The organism is Pantoea sp. CFSAN033090 (genome assembly GCF_001264395.1).
In the GTDB taxonomy this organism is placed as follows: Bacteria; Pseudomonadota; Gammaproteobacteria; order Enterobacterales; family Enterobacteriaceae; genus Pantoea; species Pantoea agglomerans.
Genome location: NZ_LGYX01000003.1, coordinates 153,031 through 169,890, shown reverse-complemented (window position 1 = coordinate 169,890; position 16,860 = coordinate 153,031). Strand labels below are relative to the sequence as shown.

Genomic DNA, 16,860 nt, shown 5'->3' with positions numbered 1-16,860 from the left:
TGATTAAGCGCGGCAGCATGGCTGCCGCGCTTCTGTTATTGCTCTTTCTCTCCTGACTGACGCTGCTGGCTGACCACCTTCAGCAGTGCATTCACTTCCTTGTCCGCAAAGATCTCCTCCAGCGTTTTGCTCAGCTTGCGTCGCCAGTTAGGGTACTGATCCACCGTGCCCGGGACGTTGACCGGCGTGGTCATGCCAAGCCAGTCCTCAGGCTGCAGGCCAAGCAGCGCACTGTCGGTATCCGCCAGGAAGCGATGTATTGCCCGATTCAGCGCAGGCGTCATGGTGAGCTTCTCTGCCTTCTTCTGGCTGCGTGCCGGTAAGGCACCCGCCTGATGCAGCGCATCCAGCAGCGCCTGCTTCTGCGCGGCGCGCTGCTGATGTAACGCTTTCACCGCATCGCCCGGATAGAGGCCAATCTTCTCACCCAGCGCCAGGTCGCCCTGCTCCCAGAAGCCGGTCAGCGTAGGCAGATCGTGCGTGCTGGCGCTGGCGATAGACTGGCGCGGATAGTCCTGCGGCGCGCGATAGCGCTCATCCTTCTCCTGCTCAAACCAGAGCACCTTCCATGAAAAGACGCCACTTTTACGCAGCAGGCTGACAATCTCCTGGGGCACAGTGCCAAGGTCTTCACCAATCACCATACAGCGCAGCCGGTGGCTCTCCAGCGCCAGGATACCCAGCAGATCGTTGACCGGATAGGCCACATAGGCGCCTTTATCCGCCGTTTCCCCGGCAGGCACCCACCACAGACGCAGCAGTGACATCACATGGTCGATGCGCAACGCGCCGCAGTCGCGCATATTGGCGCGCAGCATGTCGATAAATGGCTGGTAGCCGCGCGCCTTCATGACATGCGGATCCATCGGCGGTAAGCCCCAGTTTTGTCCCAGCGGACCAAGACGGTCAGGCGGCGCACCCACCGAGGCCTTGAGGCGGTAAAGCTCCGGGTCGTGCCAGGTTTCCGCGCTGCCTTCCGCCACGCCCACTGCCAGGTCACGATAGAGTCCGACGCTCATGCCCAGCGCCTGACTGTGCGTCCAGCAGCCAGAGAACTGCTGCTGCGCCAGCCATTGCAGCCACTGCCAGAAAGCGATCTCCTCTTCATGCTGTGCACACCACTGCTGCACCTCCGGCAACTGGCTGTTGCGCCACCCTTCCGGCCACGCAGGCCAGCCGCCCTGCTGCGCCTTATCTGCCCGCCGCTCCAGCTGTATGCCGTCGTAGGCGGCCTGATAACGCAGGCTGTCGCCGCCTTCACGCACAAAGGCCGCCCAGGATTGATGCTCTTCGCTCTGGCTGTCTCGCGTCTGAAAGTGTGCCCAGGCGTGCCGCAGCGCAGCGAGCTTAAGCGCCATTACGGCCTCGTAGTCAACCAGCTCCGCCTCACGCGCTTTGGTCAGCGCCTTCCGGGTTCTGGCGCTATTCCACCACTTCTGTGCCGCCGCGCTTTGCTGAAAATCGGCCACCTGACTGACGTCGATATAGATTACGTTCAGCCAGCGGCGCGACGACGGGCTGTACGGACTGGCGAAACCGGCGCTGGCGGGATAGAGCGCATGCAGCGGATTCAGCCCGACGAAATCGCCACCGCGTTCAGCCAGCTGCACCAGCAGCTGGTCGAGATCGCCGAAGTCGCCGATGCCCCAGTTCTGTTCAGAGCGCACGGTGTAGAGCTGCACCAGCGCACCCCAGCGTTTTTCCCCCGCTTCCAGCGCCGGAGGCAGATAGCAGCGGCGCGGCGCGACGATAATCCGCGTCTGCCAGCTTTTTTTGCCCTTACTGAGTGTGAGCTGGTGGTACCCCTGCGCCAGCGGACCAGGCAGTGTAAAAGGCTCACAGGCGGTTAACTCGCCGCTGTGCTGTTTGCCGTTTTCAGTCTGCAACTGCCAGCGGTAAACGCCGCTGCCCTGTGGCGTCAGCTGTCGCTTGCCACTGCCGCTGAACACCGCGACCGGCGGCAGCGGCGATTTTTTTGCGTCCTGCGGATCGTCCATCACCGCCAGCAGCGCCTGCAGGGTCTCATCGCTGATCGCCTCTTTCTCGCCATTGACGTTGATGTAGTCCAGTGAAATTCCCGCGGCACGGGCGGCCTGACCGAGTGAATGTTGCTTCATTGCTGCTCCTTAGCGCGGTGCCTGCCAGATACGTTGCTGATAGTCACGAATTGACCGGTCCGAACTGAACATGCCGGTTCGTGCCGTATTGAGGATGGCGGCGCGGGTCCAGCCTTCCTGGTCGCGCCACAGGGCTTCCACCCGTTGCTGCGCCTCGATGTAGGCCTGGAAATCGGCCAGCACCAGCCAGGGATCGCCATGTTTCGTCAGGCTCTCCAGCATCAGGTCAAACGCATGTTTATCCCCGTTGCTGAATTTGCCCTTCTCCAGCGATTTCAGTAGATCGTCCAGCGGCTTGTTCTGCTTACGCACCTTTTTCGGGTTATAGCCTTTCGCCTTGAGCGCTTTGACCTCGTCCACGGTGTGACCGAAGATAAAGATATTCTCCTCACCCACCTGTTCGGCAATCTCGACATTGGCGCCATCCAGCGTGCCAATCGTCAGCGCACCGTTCAGCGCCAGCTTCATGTTGCCGGTGCCGGAGGCTTCATATCCGGCGGTGGAGATCTGCTCTGAGAGATCGGCCGCCGGGATCATCAGTTCGGCCACGGTGATGCGGTAGTCCGGGATGAACACCACTTTGAGTCGGTCACCGACCCGTGGATCGTTGTTCACCACCTCCGCCACCTTGTTAATGGCGTAAATGATATTTTTGGCGAGGTAATAACCCGGCGCGGCTTTGGCACCGAACAGGAACACCCGTGGCGTAAAGGTGACATCCTCCGGGTTATGACAGATTTTCTGATAGCAGTAGAGGATATGCAGCAGGCTGAGGTGCTGGCGCTTGTACTCATGCAGCCGTTTGATCTGCACATCGAACAGCGCGGCCGGGTTCACGATAATCCCCGTGTGGCGGGCGATATACTCCGTAAGCTGCGCTTTGTTCTGCTGTTTGATGCTGCGATAGCGCTGACGAAACGCCTGATCGTCGGCATAGGCCTCCAGACCGCTTAACGCCTCAAGGTTATTGGCCCACTCGGTTTTCAGCGTCTCATCAATCAGCCCGGCCAGCGCCGGATTACACTGCTTCAGCCAGCGGCGCGGCGTGATGCCGTTGGTGACGTTGTGGAATTTCTGCGGCCAGAGCTGGTGATATTCCGGGAAAAGATCGCTGACCACCAGGCTTGAGTGCAGCGCCGCCACACCGTTGACCGCAAACCCGCTGACGACGCAGAGATTCGCCATCCGCACCTGACCGTCAGCGACCACCGCCAGCTTGTGCCACATCGCTTTGTCATCCGGCCAGCGCTGCTTCACCTGCTTTTTCAGCCGCTGATTGATCTCTTTGATGATCAGCATATGGCGCGGCAGCAGACTGCGCATCAGCTTCTCATCCCAGCGCTCCAGCGCCTCCGGCATCAGCGTGTGGTTGGTGTAGGCAAACAACCGGCTGGTGATCTGCCACGCCTCATCCCAGCTCAGCTGATGCTCATCCAGCAACACGCGCAGCATCTCCGGGATGGCGATGGTGGGATGTGTATCGTTGAGCTGAATCACTTCGAAGTCAGGCAGGCTGTGAATGCTGCGTCCCGCCAGATGGTGACGACGCAGGATATCCGCCACCGCACAGGCGCACTGGAAATATTGCTGCATCAGGCGCAGCCGCTTGCCGGCCTGATGGTTGTCATTGGGATAGAGCACTTTGGTCAGTTTTGCCGCCTCGATGCCGGGCTGCTCCGCCTGCAGAAAATTGCCGTCGTTAAACGCCGTGAGATCAAACGGATGCGCACTCACTGCCTGCCACAGACGCAGCGGCAGCGTCACGCCGTTGCGGTAGCCGGTCACCGGCAAATCCCAGGCCTCGCCGCGCAGCGTAAAATCGGGCAGCCAGCGTACACCGCCGTTTTCCTGCTTTTCTACCCGGCCCCCCATCGCGACTTCCACATCCAGCGCCGCGTTGTGGCGGAACCAGGGATAGCGCTCACGCTGCCAGTCATCGGGTGCTTCAATCTGCTGGCCATCATCGAAAGACTGGCGGAACAGGCCATACTGGTAGTTCAGTCCGTGGCCGGTGGCGGACTGCCCCACCGTTGCCATCGAATCCATGTAGCAGGCAGCCAGTCGTCCCAGCCCGCCGTTACCCAGCGCCGGATCGACCTCCTGCTCCAGCAGTTCCGTTAAATCCAACTCGTGCTCAGCCAGCGCCGCTTTGACGTCGTTATACCAGCCGAGATTGAGCAGGTTGTTGCCGGTCAGACGGCCAATCAGAAACTCCATTGAGAGGTAATTAACGTGACGCTGCTGCACAGCCGGACGCGGTGCCGGTTGCGCGTCCAGTAGCTCCGCCAGCGCCGCGCTGACCGCCTGCCACGCCTGGTGCGGGGTCATCTGCTGGGCGGAACGGAGACTTAACTGTTGCCACTGGCGGGTAAAGGCGGCATTAAAACGGGCTTTATTAAATTTTTGCTGCGGCATATCACTCCCTTCTGTTACGCAATGAGGTGAAGCAAAAATAGAAAGCGCACGGGCTGGCAACCGGGTGCCAGCAACCGTTAAGTAAAGACGGGAGTGAGGAAAAAAGCGACAGCAATCAAAGAAAAACGCCAGCCGGGGGGCTGGCGTGGCAGAAATCAGCAGAGTTCGAGATGAACCTCATGCTGCTCAATCACCTTCATTACGCTGGCAGGCGGCGTTTTGTCGGTGTAGAGGTAGTCAAGCAGACTCATGTTGCCGAGGTTGACCATGGCGTTCCGGCCAAACTTCGAGTGATCCACCACCAGCATCACGCAGCGTGAATTTTCGATGATGGCGCGCTTGGTGCGGACTTCGTGATAGTCAAACTCCAGCAGCGAACCATCCATATCGATGCCGCTGATCCCCAGAATGCCGTAGTCGAGCCGGAACTGAGAAATGAAGTCGAGCGTCGCTTCACCCATTACCGCGCCATCGCGGGTCCGCACTTCACCGCCCGCGATAATGACCCGGAAATCGGGTTTATCCATCAGCAGCATGGCGACGTTAAGGTTATTGGTGACCACGCGCAAATCGCTGTGGTTGAGCAGCGCATGCGCCACCGCTTCCGGCGTGGTGCCGATATCGATAAACAGCGTAGCACCATCCGGGATCTGGCTTGCCACGCGCTGGGCAATCCGCGCTTTTTCCGCTGACCACATCATTTTACGGTCGTGCCAGGCGGTATTCTCAGAGCTGGAGGGAAGCGCCGCGCCGCCGTGGTGACGCTGAATTTTGTTCTGATCGGCCAGATCGTTGAGATCGCGACGAATGGTTTGCGGGCTGACCTCAAAATGATCCACCAGCTCCTCAGTACTGACATATCCCTGACGACGGACTAAATCGATAATCGCGTCATGACGTTGCGTCTGCTTCACGTTCCTCTCCTGTTAACCCGCATAATCCTGTCTAACGACGCGTGACTTTACGCGTATCCACCAGCGCCATCGCCAGTCCGACCACCAGACCGGCGACGTGCGCCGCGTTGGCAATAGCCAGACCAAAGACGCCAAACCAGCCAATCACCAGCCAGACCAGCGCAAAACCGATCAATCCCCGTTCAAGATAGACGCCGCTGTCGGGATCGCGCTCCCCGCGCAGCCAGCAGTAACCCATCAGGGCATAGACCACGCCCGACAGGCCACCAAACCAGATGCCGCTGAACTTCGCCTGCAGCCAGCCGCTGAGCAGAGCCGAAATCAGCAGAATGACAAAGAGTTTGCCGCTGCCAAGTCGCTTCTCAACCGCGCCGCCCAGATACCACCACCACATCAGATTAAACAGAATGTGCAGCAGTGAAAAGTGCAGCAGCGCATGGCTGAACCAGCGCCAGACCTGAAGATGCTGATCGGCATCCGGCCAGGAGAGCCAGGCCATCACGGTGCGATCGCCCATGACCTGCATCAGAATAAATATCGCGATACAGAGCACCATCAGCGTCATGGTCAGCGGACCGGCACGCTCACGGATATTCGCCCAGATATTGCTGCGCTCATAGCGCAGGCCACTGTCAGTTTTTCCGCTATGCCAGCTGGCGGCCTGATAACGCGGATGGTTAGGGTCGTGCAAAAACTGCTGAAGTTCGTTTTCGACCAGTGAAATCTTGCTCTCATCATCCAGCATGATGACGTAGTGATTTTCATGCTCAATACGCAGCGTGATGCCCCGCGTCGCCATGTAGTCAACAAAGGCCTGCGCCATGCGGGGCTGATTAAATTGAGTAATGCGCATCAGTAACTCTCCATGTGACGAGCGGCAATCTATTCGCTGCCGAGGGCAACCTGCTGAGGAAAGGCAGCACGCCAGGCATCAAAGCCGCCATCAATGCTGTACGCCGCGCTGAAGCCCTGTCCCAGCAGATATTGTGCCGCGCTTTTGCTGCTGTTGCCGTGATAGCACATCACCAGCACCGGCAGGCTGTGATCGGCACCAGTTACAAAATCGCTGAGGTTGCTGTTGGTCAGATGCAACGCACCCGCCGCATGACCCAGGGCATAACTTTGCGGATCGCGGATATCTACCAGCAGCGCACCCTGCGCCAGACGCGCCTGCGCCTGCTGCACATCAATACATTCGAACGTTTCCATGGGATCTCTCATAACAGCGTCACAATAGCGCGTAGTGTAACCCGAGAATCCACGCCGATAACCTGACAATCGTTACGGCTATCGGTTTTTTTGGTGGGCAGAATGTTAGCTATATCACGCAAAAATGTTTTTACCTGGTTAAAAGCTGGCGTCAATGTTGGTTTGCGATTATGATTATGCTCGAAAACGAACATTAGTGAACTATTCCGAACATCGGAGGAGATGACGTGGAAACCAAAGACCTGATCGTGATCGGCGGCGGCATCAACGGTGCCGGCATTGCAGCAGACGCTGCAGGACGCGGACTGTCGGTGTTAATGCTGGAGGCGCGGGATCTGGCTTGCGCGACCTCCTCTGCCAGTTCAAAACTGATTCACGGCGGCTTGCGCTACCTTGAACATTACGAATTCCGTCTGGTCAGTGAAGCACTGGCCGAGCGTGAAGTGCTGCTGAAAATGGCTCCGCATCTGGCGTTCCCGATGCGCTTCCGTCTGCCGCACCGTCCGCATCTGCGTCCGGCGTGGATGATCCGCACCGGCCTGTTTATGTATGACCATCTTGGCAAGCGTACCAGTCTGCCAGGCAGTAAAAGTTTGCGATTTGGCGCGGATTCGGCCCTGAAGCCGGAAATTACGCGCGGATTCGAATATTCTGACTGCTGGGTCGATGATGCCCGCATGGTGGTACTGAACGCACAGGAAGTCGTGAAGCGTGGCGGCGAAGTCCGTACCCGCACCCGCGTGACCCGTGCCTGGCGTGAAGGCGGCCTGTGGAAGGTCGAAGCGGAAGATGTCGACAGCGGTAAAACCTTTACCTGGCAGGCGAAAGGCCTGGTCAATGCTGCCGGCCCGTGGGTCAAACAGCTGTTCGACGACAGTCTGAAGCTGAAATCACCTTACGGTATTCGCCTGATCAAGGGCAGCCACATTGTGGTGCCACGCGTCCATACCGAAAAGCAGGCTTACATTCTGCAGAACGAAGATAACCGCATCGTGTTTGTCATCCCATGGATGGATGAGTTCTCTATCATCGGTACCACCGACGTCGAGTACAAAGGCGATCCGAAAAACGTCAATATTGATGACAGCGAGACCGACTATCTGCTGAAAGTGTTCAACGGACACTTTAAAAAGCAGCTGACCGCTGACGATATCGTCTGGTCCTATTCCGGTGTCCGTCCGCTGTGTGATGACGAATCCGATTCGCCACAGGCGATCACCCGTGATTACACCCTGGATGTGCGCGACGATAATGGTCAGGCTCCGCTGCTGTCGGTGTTTGGCGGCAAGCTGACCACCTACCGTAAGCTGGCAGAACATGCGCTGGAGAAACTGGCGAAGTACTATCCGAACGCGGGCCCGGCATGGACGAAGAACTGCGTGTTGCCAGGCGGAAATATCTCCGGCACCCGTGAAGATTATGCGGCCAGCCTGCGTCGTCGCTATCCATTTATCAGTGAAAATATGGCGCGCCACTTCTCGCGCACCTACGGCAGCAGCACTGAAACCCTGCTGGCTGGCGCGAAAAGCCTGGACGATCTGGGTGAGAACTTCGGTCACGAGTTTTACGAAGCAGAATTACGCTACCTGGTACAGCATGAGTGGGTTCGTGAGCTGGATGATGCTATCTGGCGTCGTACCAAACAGGGCATGTGGCTGACCAAAGAGCAGCAGGCGCGAGTCACCGAGTGGCTGGCAGCGAAAGCTAAACCCGTCCTGTCGCTGGCATCATAAACGGACAGTAACTAACTAAAGAATCAGAAAGCAGGCTTCGGCCTGCTTTTTTTATGTCTGCGATAGCGGGTCGGTGAATCCGGTTGCTGATCCAACAGGTAGCTCTTTTCAGCGTATAGCAGAGTTTATTTTTGTACGACGTACTTTTTATTAAAAATGCCAGGCTCACACCATTCTTTATACAGAAATCCGTTTATGCGATCACATTTTTGGTCAGCGCCTAAACTCAACTCTTTCTGCTTCGCATATCAAAACGTTCACATCCTATTGTTACTGTAAATATAACGTTCAGGCTTTTTGCTTAATTGAACGACGTCAACAGAAAGCACAAACTTTCCTCAGTAAAAACGAAACAACCGTTATTTTAATCAGGAGGTTGAAATGAACACAGGCCAAACGCCTGCCCGGGAATGGAACACGCGCCGCAGTGAAAAAGCGCGTCGTCTGGCATCCTTCCCTGTTGATGGCAAAGTCATTCCTACTGAAAGAGCTGTAGAAGCATTTGAAAAACTGATTGCTCCGGGCGACCGGGTGGTACTGGAAGGGAATAACCAGAAGCAGGCCGATTTTTTATCACGTACCCTGGCTGAGGTTAATCCGGCGATAGTACACGACCTGCATATGATTATGCCGAGCGTGGGTCGCAGTGAGCATCTGGATATTTTCGAAAAAGGCATTGCGCGTAAACTCGACTTCTCTTTTTCCGGTCCGCAAAGTCTGCGTATTTCTCAGTTGTTAGAAGATGGTCAGCTGGAAATAGGCGCAATCCACACCTATATCGAACTCTATTCCCGCCTTTATGTCGATCTGAGTCCAAACGTCGCGCTGATTGCCGGTTATAAAGCTGACCGCAAAGGCAACCTATACACCGGCCCGAGTACTGAAGATACGCCTGCCCTGGTGGAAGCCGCCGCGTTCCGTGACGGTATCGTGATTGCCCAGGTAAATGAGCTGGTCGATGACGAGACCGACCTGCCCCGCGTCGATATTCCCGGCTCCTGGATCGATTACATCGTCGTAGCCGATAAACCTTTCTTTATCGAACCGCTGTTTACCCGCGATCCGCGCCTGATTAAGCAGGAACATATCCTGATGGCGATGATGGCGATTAAAGGCATTTACGCCGAACATCAGGTGCAGTCACTTAACCACGGTATCGGTTTTAACACCGCCGCGATCGAACTGCTGCTGCCTACCTACGGCGAACAACTCGGCCTGAAAGGCAAAATCTGTAAGCACTGGACCCTTAACCCGCATCCGACACTGATCCCGGCGATTGAGAGTGGCTGGGTTGAGAGCGTGCACTGCTTCGGTGGCGAGCTGGGCATGGAAGAGTACATTCGCGCCCGTCCCGATATCTTCTTCACCGGCAGCGACGGCTCTATGCGCTCTAACCGCGCCTTCTGTCAGCTGGCAGGTCAGTATGCGGTGGATATGTTTATCGGTGCCACCCTGCAGGTCGATGGCCTGGCAAACTCCTCAACCGTGACCCGCGGTCGCCTTTCCGGGTTCGGCGGTGCGCCTAACATGGGCCACGATCCGCACGGCCGACGCCATGCCACGCCTGCATGGCTCAATATGATCACCGAACCGGATCCGATGCAGCGCGGTAAAAAACTGGTGGTTCAGATGGTGGAAACCTTCCAGGCCGGTGCCAAACCGACCTTTGTTGAAACGCTAGATGCCGTTGAAGTGGCGAAATCGACCGGTATGCCGCTGGCACCCGTGATGATCTATGGCGATGACGTCACCCACGTGCTGACCGAAGAGGGTATTGCCTATCTCTATCGCGCGGAAAGCCTTGAAGAGCGCCGTGCGATGGTCGCTGCGGTAGCCGGCATCACCGATATCGGCCTTGGCGTCGATGCGGCGCGCGTGGCGGCCCTGCGTAAAAGCGGCAAAGTGGTCTATCCGGAAGATATGGGCATTCGTCGTTCAGATGCGACCCGCTCACTGCTCGCCGCCAGCAGCGTCTCTGACCTGGTGGAATGGTCGGGTGGTCTTTATAACCCACCGGCAAAATTCCGGAGCTGGTAATGAAACTTCTGTCGCAGACTCAAACCGAGGCGCAGGCCAGCCAGCTGGCGACGATTGCGCGCGATTGTCTGACCGATGAAGCGCGGCTAAGCCCCAAGCCGGGTCTGGTAGACAGTCGGGGGAACGGCGCGCATCAGGATCTGACGCTGGCGCTGATGGAGCGTTCCGCTCACAGCCTTGTGCCGACCTTTCTGGCGCTGGCCCGTCACAGCTGGCTGCGTCCTGCTGATATTGCCCTGCGTGAAACGGTGGGTCGGCTGGGCCGTGACGGTGAACAGCAGATGATGGCGGCAACCGGCGGCGTCAACACCCATCGGGGTGCGATCTGGGCGCTGGGACTGCTGGTCAGTGCTGCAGCCATGCACGGTGGCGCGGCCAGTGCCGACCAGCTGACCCGCACCGCAGCCGCGCTGGCCAGCCTGCCCGACCGCGCTGCACCAAAACTGTTCAGCAAAGGGTTAAAAGCGACGCACCGCTATCAGGTGCCCGGCGCACGCGAAGAGGCGCAACAGGCGTTTCCTCACGTGATGAAGCTGGCGCTGCCACAACTGATGACCAGTCGTGCAACGGGTGCCAGTGAAAATGAAGCCCGCCTTGATGCGCTGATGGCGATCATGACCTCGCTCAGCGATACCTGCGTGCTGTCACGGGCCGGTATGACCGGACTGAAAGCGATGCAGCAGGGAGCATGCGCCGTGCTGCTGTCTGGCGGCTGTCGCACAGCAGGCGGCCAGAAAGCGCTGGCGCGGCTCGATCAGCGCATGCTGTCGCTCAACGCTTCGCCTGGCGGGGCCGCCGATTTGCTGGCCGCGACGCTGTTCATTGATCGGGTCTGTTCACCTGAACATTCTTATTTCTAGAGGCCATTATGGAACACATCACATTATCTTTACCTGCTAACCGCTCACTCAGCGGTAAAGCTCTGGCAGGGGTCGTTGGTTCCGGTGATATGGAAGTGCTGTACACCGCAACTGAAGGACAAACGCTTAGCATTGATATCACCACCTCACTGGATAACAGCGACGCCCGCTGGAAGGCGCTGTTTGACCGCCTGAATTTAACCAACGGTCTGCCTGCCGGAAAGCTGATTATTCACGATTTCGGCGCGACACCCGGCGTGGCGCGTATCCGTATTGAACAGGTTTTTGAGGAGGTGAGCCATGCGTAACGATGCCAGTTTTATTGAATTACGCGCCCGTGAGCGCGCCCGTGCACTGCTGGACGACGGCAGCTATCGCGAACTGCTGGATCCTTTCGAAGGCATCATGTCGCCGTGGCTGGCCCCGCAGGGTGTGGTCCCACAGTCAGATGACGGCATGGTGGTGGCACGCGGCACGCTGAACGGGCAGCCTGCGGTCGTTATCGCCATTGAAGGCACCTTCCAGGGTGGCAGCATGGGCGAAGTCTCCGGTGCCAAAATGGCGGCGGCGCTGGAACTGGCAGCCGAAGACAACCGCAATGGAATACCCACTCAGGCGGTGCTCTGCCTGGAAACCGGCGGCGTGCGTTTACAGGAAGCCAATCTGGGGCTGGCGGCGATTGCCGATATTCATGCCGCGATTGTCGATCTGCGCCGCTATACCCCGGTTATCGGCATTATTGCCGGTACCGTCGGCTGCTTTGGCGGGATGTCCATCGCCGCTGCGCTGTGCAGCTACCTGATTGTGACGCGTGAAGCGCGCCTGGGGCTGAACGGTCCGCAGGTGATTGAGCAGGAAGCGGGCATTGAAGAGTATGACTCGCGCGATCGCCCGTTTATCTGGAGCATGACCGGCGGTGAAATCCGCTACGCCAGCGGCCTGGTCGATGCGCTGGTCGGTGATGGCGTCAATGCGGTTAAGAGTGCGATGAATGACTTCATTGCCAAAGGCGTTCCGGCGCAGCACCGCAGCGATAAATATGCCGATTTCCTGCCACGCCTGACGCAGTTCGACACCCGTCAGCAGGCGGACACGGCGCAGATTAAACAGCTTTTCGCCCGGGAGGATAAATAATGACCCAGACAAACAGCCGCGGTGCAATCTGGCTGGAAAAACTTGCACCTGATGCGCAGCGCCTCAGCGGCCTGTGCGCCTCTGTCCAGGTGGCGGACGGTGAACTTAATGGCGAAAGCGTGCGCTTTATCGCCGTGGTGCCCGATGCACAAAACCACTATCCGCGTGCCGCGAGGGGCGAAGTCGGTCTGCTGGAAGGCTGGACGCTGGCGAAAGTGGTGAATGAAACGCTGGAAGAGGACAAGAACAGCGACGTGAAACGCCCGATTGTGGCGGTGATCGACGTGCCGAGTCAGGCCTATGGTCGTCGCGAAGAGGCGTTCGGTATTCATCAGGCGCTGGCCGGGGCTGCGGGCGCTTATGCCAAAGCACGCCTTGCGGGTCATCCGGTGATTGGACTGATTGTTGGCAAAGCGATGTCTGGTGCCTTCCTGGCGCACGGTTATCAGGCCAACCGCCTGATTGCGCTCAACGATCAGGGTGTGCTGGTGCACGCGATGGGTAAAGAGTCCGCCGCGCGTATCACGCTGCGTTCGGTGGAGGCGCTGGAGAAACTGGCGGCGACCATTCCGCCGATGGCCTATGACGTGAATAACTTCGCCACGCTGGGTCTGCTCTCCGATCTGCTGAACGTGGCCAATCCCGATGCGCCTTCTGACGCCGATGTGGCGATGGTCGAGATCGCGTTGCAGAAAGCCATTAGCGATGCGCGTCAGGATCCGAGCCTGAAAAACCGGCTGGGCGCATCCAATCGCCACAGCTCCTCCCTGGTTCGCGAGCGGATGCGCGCAACCTGGTAATTAAATAAAAAAATAAACCTGCCGAAACCGGTCTGACGGGGCGCATTGCTAAGTGCGCCCCGGGGCAGTGGCCGTGTTCAGAATTATAAACATCGCTGTTAACAGAAAATTCTTTCTTAAATACAGGTGATTTATGATTTATATAATTGTTCATGCCCTTGCTCCGATTTTTGTCATCATGCTGCTGGGTTTCTGGGCCGGTAAGGCCGGAATGGTCAACAACAAAGACGTCTCTCTGCTGAATATTTTCGTCATGGATTTTGCGCTGCCCGCCGCGCTGTTCAGTGCCACGGTACAAACGCCCTGGCCGGGCATCGTGGCGCAATGGCCGCTGATTGTGGTTATTACCGGCGCAATGTGGATTACCTATGGAGCTGTCTATTTCGCGGCTACAAAAGTTTTCAAAAAGTCACCGCAGGATGCGGCTGTGCTGACACTGACTGTGGCGCTGCCAAATTACGCCGCGCTGGGCCTGCCCATTCTGGCCAGCGTACTGGGTGAAAATGGCGCCACCTCGCTCTCGGTAGCGGTCTCCATCGCCTGTGGTTCAGTGCTGCTTACACCGCTTTGCCTGCTGATTCTGGAACGTGAAAAAGCGTTTGCCGACGGCACCGAACACGGTTCAACCCTGACCATGCTGCCGATTCTGATGTGGCGTTCAGTGAAAAAACCGATCGTACTGGGACCGTTGATTGGCGTGGTGTTATCAGCGCTGGGCGTTAAAATGCCTGATCTGGTGCTGGCCGCCATCAAACCGCTGGGTCTGGCTGCCACGGCCGCTGCACTCTTCCTGACCGGTGTCATCCTGTCGGCACGCAAACTGAAACTCAACGCGGTGGTGGGCGTCGGCACGGTGACTAAACTGCTGATTCAGCCCTTTATCGCCTGGGGTCTGGTGCTGGCATTGGGTCTCAGCGGTCCGGTGGCCATTACCGCCATTCTGATGATTGCGCTCTCCGCCGGTTTCTTCGGAGTGGTGTTTGGCAACCGCTTTGGCGTGCAGTCGCCGGATGCAGAGGCTGTGCTGCTGCTCAGCTCTATTCTCTGTATTTTGTCATTACCGCTGTTCATTACGCTGACATCAGGAATGTAATATGAGCTCTGTACCGCGCCCCCACGATCTGCTCTGGCTGCGAGACGGCAACGCCTTAGCCGCCATCAGTGAGAGCTGGGTCAGTCAGTTCTGGCATCCCGGCCTTCCGGTCGTGGTGCGGCGCGACAGAAGCGAAACCGGGCTGATACCGGTGGGTGTGCGCGGCGAGCGCCGCGAACAGCGCGCCGCCGGATGGGTCAATGCAGCGGACATCGTTCGCGTTGTCACACCGGAGATGCTGGCGGCGCGTGCGCAGTTGCTTGCCTCGCCGTTCACCGCTTATGCGCCGGTCGGCGCGGCGATTGCCCTCAGTGAGCACGACTGGCCGTGGCGCTGGGGCATTACCGGCAGTACCGGTTACGCACTGGCAACTCAGCAACCCACGCTGCATGCCGCCAGCGATCTTGATTTAGTTATTCGCGCGCCAGAGCCGCTGGCGCGCGATGCGCTGCAACGCTGGCAGGCGCAAACCGACACGCTGGCCTGTCGGGTCGATACGCAGGTAGAAACGCCGTCCGGCGCGTTTGCCCTCAGCGAGTGGCTGCGTGAAGGCCGCGCGCTGGTTAAAACCGTTACCGGGCCGATACTGACCGCTTCACCCTGGAGCAGGGAGCTACAATGAAAATACTCTTTACCTTTCCCGGCCAGGGCACTCAGCGTGCCGGGATGTTACAGCACCTTCCCGACGGCGACGCCCTGTTAAACAGCGTGCGTGCAGTGCTGGGCGACGAGACTGACCAGCTCGACAGTGCCGATGCACTGCGCCACACGCGCGCCGTGCAGCTCAGTCTGCTGATTTGCGGTGTTGCCTGGGCGCGCGAGCTGATCCGCCGTGGGGTGAAACCCGATATCGTCAGCGGTCTGTCGATCGGTGCGTTTCCTGCTGCGGTGATTTCCGGCGCATTGGATTTCAGTGATGCTCTGCGGCTGGTGGCACTGCGCGGCGATCTGATGGAGCAGGCTTATCCGGAGGGATATGGCCTGACCGCCATCACCGGCCTGACGCTGAGTCGTCTGGAAAAACTGCTGCCCGGCAGCAACACCTATATCGCCAACCTGAATGCGGAAACGCAGATTGTGATTGCTGGCCGCGACGAGGATATGGCGGTAGTCGCGCAGAAAGCGCTGGATGCCGGTGCCAGCAAAGCGATTAAACTCGCGGTGAGCGTGCCGTCGCACTGCGCGCTGCTGGATAAGCCCGCCGCAGAACTGGCGCGCGCATTCGGGTCCGTCAGCCTTTCCCGTCCCCATTGCGCTTACCTCAGTGGTTCAACCGGACGCGTGATTTGGGAGCCGGAGAAGATTGCCGACGATCTTGCCTTTAATATGGCGCGTACGGTGCAGTGGAATGATGCGATGGTTTCAGCCAATCAGCGCGATGCCCGACTGGCGATTGAGATGCCGCCTGGCAATGTGCTGACCGGCCTGACGCTTCAGGCGGGCTGGCAGGGCGACGCGATTTGTCTGGAGCGCAACAGCGTTGAGGTTGCACTCCATCTGGTTAAACGGCTGAGTCAGTAAGGCTGCGGGCGTACATCCGCCCTTCTGCCGCCAGTGCCAGCAGGTCATTATCCCGTTCGCGGCGATGTGAGTAGACAATCGAGATCTGCTGACGCATCTGGTAAGGCTCAGCGAGCGTCAGCAGCTGAATGTTGTTTTCATACACCTTCTTCATCCGTCCCGGGATCAGTGCCAGGCCGACGCCCGCCTGCACCAGGCTTATCATCGAGAAGATGTCATTCACCTGGGTGACCATGCGCGGTTCAAATCCGGCTATCTGGAACGCCTCCTGCGAACCGGCATAGGTGGCAAACCCTTCAGCCAGCGAGACAAAATCACGGTCGGCATAATCACGCAGATCCACCGGACCGGCTCCGTCCCGCGTCTCCCCGGCCGGTGTGGCCAGAAAGATCCTGTCCTCAAACAGCGGAATCACATCAAAATGCGCGTCGCTGAGTTCGCCGTCATCGGTGGCGATCAGAATCGCATCCAGCGCGTCATCTTCCAGCATATTCAGCAGCATTTGATTGGAACCCATGGTCAGATCGAGCTCCAGCGTGGGCCGACGCAGCTTCATGCCCATGATCAGCCGGGGAATGGTCTCCAGCGTCAGGGAGTAGAGCGTGCCAAGTCGCAGACGCCCTCCGCCGATGCCTGCGACTTTGCGCGCCTCTTCAATGCCTTTGCCCATCAGGGTGGTCACATCGCGACAATAGTCCAGCAGCGTCCAGGCGGCAGGCAGCGGCACCAGGTTGCGGCCCTTGTGGATAAACAGCGGGCAGTCGATGCCCTCTTCCAGCGTATGCAGTGCGCGATGCACGCTGACACTGCTCAGCGCCAGCGCTTCCGCCGTACGGGCGATATTGCCCTTGCTCATAAACATCATGAAGACGCTGAGTTTACGAAAGGTAATTTCCTGGTTGATGTTGTCACTCATTGCTGCTGTTGCCTGTAGGGTCATTTTGCTTTCCCGCATAGTAGCGATTCTCAGCCAGGGTGTAATGATCTGGCTCGCACAAGAGGCACTTACGGAGGCAGAGGCGATAAG

General features: G+C 58.3%; 15 protein-coding genes. 9 read left to right on the top strand and 6 right to left on the bottom strand.

Annotated elements, in window-relative coordinates:
* Positions 1-35: 35 nt before the first annotated feature.
* The 5 genes from malQ to glpE form a co-directional block, all read right to left on the bottom strand.
* Positions 36-2,117: a 4-alpha-glucanotransferase gene (gene malQ / locus AFL22_RS03195; RefSeq protein ID WP_052270780.1), complete on the bottom strand. Its 2,082-nt coding sequence runs from the start codon at positions 2,115-2,117 to the stop codon at positions 36-38.
* A 9-nt stretch (positions 2,118-2,126) separates the two neighbouring features.
* Positions 2,127-4,532, bottom strand: coding sequence for a maltodextrin phosphorylase (malP, locus tag AFL22_RS03190; protein WP_052270779.1), 2,406 nt, complete (start codon positions 4,530-4,532; stop codon positions 2,127-2,129).
* A 155-nt stretch (positions 4,533-4,687) separates the two neighbouring features.
* Positions 4,688-5,446, bottom strand: coding sequence for a DeoR/GlpR family transcriptional regulator (locus AFL22_RS03185; protein WP_010253201.1), 759 nt, complete (start codon positions 5,444-5,446; stop codon positions 4,688-4,690).
* A gap of 31 nt (positions 5,447-5,477) precedes the next feature.
* Complete coding sequence (gene glpG / locus AFL22_RS03180; protein ID WP_010671549.1) at positions 5,478-6,299, bottom strand: rhomboid family intramembrane serine protease GlpG; 822 nt, start codon at positions 6,297-6,299, stop codon at positions 5,478-5,480.
* A 29-nt stretch (positions 6,300-6,328) separates the two neighbouring features.
* The gene (glpE, locus tag AFL22_RS03175; protein ID WP_052270778.1) at positions 6,329-6,655 is read right to left on the bottom strand and encodes a thiosulfate sulfurtransferase GlpE; all 327 of its coding nucleotides are present in this window, start codon (positions 6,653-6,655) and stop codon (positions 6,329-6,331) included.
* A 227-nt stretch (positions 6,656-6,882) separates the two neighbouring features.
* Between glpE and glpD the strand changes: the two genes are divergently transcribed.
* From glpD to mdcH, 9 genes are all read left to right on the top strand, one after another.
* A complete protein-coding gene (gene glpD, locus AFL22_RS03170; RefSeq protein WP_052270777.1) occupies positions 6,883-8,388 on the top strand; it encodes a glycerol-3-phosphate dehydrogenase in 1,506 nt (501 codons plus the stop codon).
* 381 nt (positions 8,389-8,769) lie between these two features.
* Positions 8,770-10,425: a malonate decarboxylase subunit alpha gene (gene mdcA, locus AFL22_RS03165; RefSeq protein WP_010253213.1), complete on the top strand. Its 1,656-nt coding sequence runs from the start codon at positions 8,770-8,772 to the stop codon at positions 10,423-10,425.
* Positions 10,425-11,285, top strand: a complete 861-nt coding sequence (locus AFL22_RS03160) for a triphosphoribosyl-dephospho-CoA synthase (protein ID WP_052270776.1) — start codon at positions 10,425-10,427, stop codon at positions 11,283-11,285. Before mdcA ends, AFL22_RS03160 begins: the two co-directional genes overlap by 1 nt.
* Positions 11,286-11,293: 8 nt before the next feature.
* The gene (gene mdcC / locus AFL22_RS03155; RefSeq protein WP_010253220.1) at positions 11,294-11,593 is read left to right on the top strand and encodes a malonate decarboxylase acyl carrier protein; all 300 of its coding nucleotides are present in this window, start codon (positions 11,294-11,296) and stop codon (positions 11,591-11,593) included.
* Positions 11,586-12,419: a biotin-independent malonate decarboxylase subunit beta gene (locus AFL22_RS03150; protein ID WP_010253223.1), complete on the top strand. Its 834-nt coding sequence runs from the start codon at positions 11,586-11,588 to the stop codon at positions 12,417-12,419. Before mdcC ends, AFL22_RS03150 begins: the two co-directional genes overlap by 8 nt.
* Complete coding sequence (gene mdcE / locus AFL22_RS03145; protein WP_033768059.1) at positions 12,419-13,219, top strand: biotin-independent malonate decarboxylase subunit gamma; 801 nt, start codon at positions 12,419-12,421, stop codon at positions 13,217-13,219. The genes AFL22_RS03150 and mdcE overlap by 1 nt, the downstream gene beginning before the upstream one ends.
* A gap of 133 nt (positions 13,220-13,352) precedes the next feature.
* Positions 13,353-14,312, top strand: coding sequence for an AEC family transporter (locus AFL22_RS03140; protein ID WP_010253228.1), 960 nt, complete (start codon positions 13,353-13,355; stop codon positions 14,310-14,312).
* Between the two features lies 1 nt (position 14,313).
* A complete protein-coding gene (locus AFL22_RS03135) occupies positions 14,314-14,934 on the top strand; it encodes a malonate decarboxylase holo-ACP synthase (protein WP_031592684.1) in 621 nt (206 codons plus the stop codon).
* A complete protein-coding gene (gene mdcH / locus AFL22_RS03130) occupies positions 14,931-15,833 on the top strand; it encodes a malonate decarboxylase subunit epsilon (protein ID WP_010253234.1) in 903 nt (300 codons plus the stop codon). Before AFL22_RS03135 ends, mdcH begins: the two co-directional genes overlap by 4 nt.
* Here mdcH and AFL22_RS03125 read toward each other — a convergent pair.
* Positions 15,814-16,749: a LysR family transcriptional regulator gene (locus AFL22_RS03125; protein ID WP_010253237.1), complete on the bottom strand. Its 936-nt coding sequence runs from the start codon at positions 16,747-16,749 to the stop codon at positions 15,814-15,816. The two genes, mdcH and AFL22_RS03125, sit on opposite strands and share 20 nt — an antisense overlap.
* Positions 16,750-16,860 lie beyond the last annotated feature (111 nt).